General features: G+C 35.5%; 2 protein-coding genes. Both read left to right on the forward strand.

The genetic code is table 11. The features are described from left to right. The first annotated feature begins 246 nt into the window (after positions 1–246). On the forward strand, positions 247–1980 hold the full coding sequence (locus tag E1171_RS05395) for a DUF885 domain-containing protein (RefSeq protein WP_187696273.1): 1734 nt from the start codon (positions 247–249) through the stop codon (positions 1978–1980). A 140-nt stretch (positions 1981–2120) separates the two neighbouring features. Further along, positions 2121–3810: DUF4910 domain-containing protein (locus E1171_RS05400; RefSeq protein ID WP_155204837.1), on the forward strand; the 1690-nt coding region annotated here is incomplete at its 3' end.

Genomic DNA, 3810 nt, shown 5'->3' on the forward strand with positions numbered 1-3810 from the left:
CAGACCTCCCTTTGGAATATTCAACCGATAATGACACCTTTTTTGACCAACTATCAAATGATTTGAATAGTAAAGGAGACAGCGCAATTGAATTAGCAATCAAAATTGAAAAAGAAAAAGCGAAATAAAAACTATTGCTAACAATGGGGAGATTCCATGCTTTGTCAGAGCGCGAAAGCCGACACTGATAAAGCCCAGCAGCTAGCTGAGTCGTTCCATGGCATCATCAAATCAAAAATATCAATTATGAAAGGAATTTACTTTTTACTTATTATTTGCACATTAGCGATTTCATGTTCAGAAACCAAAAAGGTTGATTCTCCATCACCTGACATAAATCAACTTGCAGACATATATGTCTCGAATAGTTTTAAGTTTTATCCTGAATTGGGGACTTTTTATGGAATTGATAACCCAGATCATGCAGGATTATCCGATAACTCTCTATCTGGATTAGAAGCAAGGCAAGCTGCCGAAGATTCCCTAATTGTTGCAGTGAGAACGATAAACCCAGATGAACTTTCCAAAAGTGACTTGATTACTTATAACATTCTTAAAAATGCTCTTGAATCATCAATCAACAACAGGATTTGCAAGAAACACCTATGGACCATTAACCAAATGGATGCATTTTATACCTGGTTCCGGTACATTGGAAATACTCAACCCGTTGGTGATACTAAAAGCCGAGAAGATGCAATCCAACGATGGAAGCAGATTCCTAGGTATATCAGAGTGGATAGGGAAAATAATAAATTAGGATTGGAGTCAGGTTATGCCTTACCCGAGGTTATTGTCAAACAAGTAATTGATCAGCTCGATCAACTTACTTCAGGTCCTTTAGATACAAACCCTTTCTTCCTTCCAGCCTTGCGGGATACCTCTGAACAGTTTAAGACTGAACTTAAAACTATCGTACTTGATGAAATTTTGCCGGAAATTGCAACCTATAAAGAATTTCTTCAGAATGAATATCTCGACAAAGCAAGAGCTGAGCTTTCAATTTCTTCCATTCCTAATGGCACGGAATGTTATCAAGCGTCTTTAAGTGGTTATACCACTCTTAATGAGGCACCAGAAGTCATTTTCCAATGGGGTGAAGAGGCTATTGCTCTTCGTGAAAGAAAGATTACTAAAATCGGAAATAAAGTATATGGAGAATTAGAAATTCCGGCCATACAAAATGCATTTAAATCGGATAAGTCCAACTATTTCACCACCAAAGAGGAAATATTGGAAGCGGCACAAGCTGCTATTTCAAGGGCAAAAAGTAAAACACCCGAATTTTTTGGGCTAGTTCCAAAAGCTGATGTTGAATTAGAACCCATTCCTGAACTGGAAGAAAGAACAGGAAGCTCACGTTATCTCCCTGCTTCTGATGACGGATCAAGGCCGGCTACTTATATTCAGCAAACATACATGCCAGATACAAAAAACAAAGGGGACATTGAAACTACGGCTTTTCATGAAACCTATCCTGGACATCATTTACAGATCGCCATTAGTAGAGAACTTGTACAATCACATCAAATCACAAAATATGTGGGTAATTCAGGATTCTCCGAGGGCTGGGCTAGATATACCGAAACGCTTGCTGATGAAATGGGCTTATATTCATCTGATAAAAGTCGCCTGGCAATGCTAATGGGGCTTCCTACTGGTATGATTGTAGATCCAGGAATTCATTTTAAAAACTGGACTCGTGAGGAAGCCATTAATTACACACTACAGAAGCAAACATCATATTCCAGGGCAGATGCAGAACGGTACGTTGATAGAATTTCGGTATGGCCTGGACAGATGACAACATACGGTGTTGGGGAAATGTATTTCCTCAAACTAAGACAAAAGGCAGAGGAAAAACTTGGCAAAGAATTTAATTTAAAAGAATTTCACGATAAATGTTTACAGAATGGAACAGTCCCACTTGATTTTGTGAATGAGCAGGTTAAAAATTGGTTAAATACAAAGACTAAATAACACCCCATGTAACAAATTTTAAAATGAATAGGCGAACTGTGCCATTTGACAGGTGTTTGTTAAATTCAATCTTAATCAGTTCTTCCAATTTGGGTCCATACTCATTTTAGATGGTGGTTAATTCCTATAATTAAAATAAAATGAAAAGATTAATACTTACTGCAGTTTTATTATTACAGGTTTTCATTGCATTTTCGCAAAAGAAAGAAAATTTATTACTAAGTAAATTAAGCCCCAACACAGGGCTAATTATCAATGACTCTATAACAGGGTTACTAATTCATCATAGTTCAGGTGATCGCGCTATTGATTATGTTAAGCAAATTTCGTTGTGGGACAGACAACAAAACACAAAAGGATATCATGAAGCTGTTGGTTGGATAGAACAAAAAGCAATAGAATTTGGACTTCAAAATGTAAAAATTGAAAAATACGCTTCTGATGGAAGAACAAGTTATTTTGGAGATACTCCACAACCTTTTTGGATTGCAAAAAAGGGAGAACTTTGGTCTTCAGATCCTTATAAATATAAAATCACATCCTACGCTGATCTACCAATGTCATTAGCAAGGAATAGCTATTCAATAAAAGCTAATGCTCAATTAATCGATATTGGTTCTGGTACAATTGAAGATTACGAAGAAAAAGATTTAAAGGGGAAAATTGTTCTTACCTCTAACCACCCTTGGAGAGTTGTTAAAAAAGCAGTCTGGGAAAAAGGTGCCATAGGTATTATTTCATACTATTCTATTCCTTATTGGGACAAAACTAACCGTTTGGAAGGTGATTATATTGATCAAGTTGGTTGGGGTAGCCTGCCTATGGTTGAAGATAAAAATAAAGAATCATTTGCCTTTATGATTTCTGAACGTAAAGCAAAGGAATTAAAAGAAGAGCTCAAGAGAAACAAAAATTTAAAGCTTTATGTAGATATAGAAACAGAACATAAATCAGAAGATTTTGGTATCGTAAGTGGTGTCATAAAAGGCTCAAAATATCCTGATGAGGAAATAGTAATTACATCCCATTTAGACCATTACAAACCTGGTGCTAATGATAATGCTTCAGGAAGTGCTGTATCGCTTGAAATAGCAAGAACACTAAATAGCCTTATTCAACAAAATAAAATATCACATCCCTTAAGAACCATACGGTTTTTATGGCTTCCAGAATTTACAGGCACAAAAGCATGGTTTTCTAGACATATCAAGGAAAACAAAAAACGGATATTGAATATTAATCTGGACATGCTTGGAGCCAATTTAAAAAAAACGGATTCATATTTTAAGATTAGCTATACTCCAGATTGGAATGCATCTTATGTAAACGCCTTTTCCTCTTCTATTTCTGACTTTTTAAATCAATACAATAATAGCAAATACCCTAGAAGGAAAGATTTCCATATCATATCAGTAAATGGAAGCAGGAACTATATAAATGCATCTGTAGATGCCTATACTAGGGGGTCAGATCACCAAATTTTTAATGATTTTGGTATCCCTGGAATTGCGTATAGCACTTGGCCAGACAACTATTATCACTCTAGTGAAGATACTCCTGATAAAATTGATCCTACTCAATTGCATAGAGTGATTTTCACCGGTTTAACTACAATTGTAATGTCTTCTTATGCAGATAAAAAAAATGCTTTTGATATTATAAACTTGGTAGAAATGTATGGACAAAAAAGACTCAAAAATGATGAATTCGATGCTAGGAAACTCATATTAAACACAATGGTTTCTGATTTACAAAATCAAGCCTATTTTTCTTCAAAGGTAATACATTACGGATATGAAAGGGAAAAGAAAGCTCTTGAATCATGCTTAA

The organism is Xanthovirga aplysinae, assembly GCF_009711365.1.
GTDB classification, from domain to species: domain Bacteria; phylum Bacteroidota; class Bacteroidia; order Cytophagales; family Cyclobacteriaceae; genus Xanthovirga; species Xanthovirga aplysinae.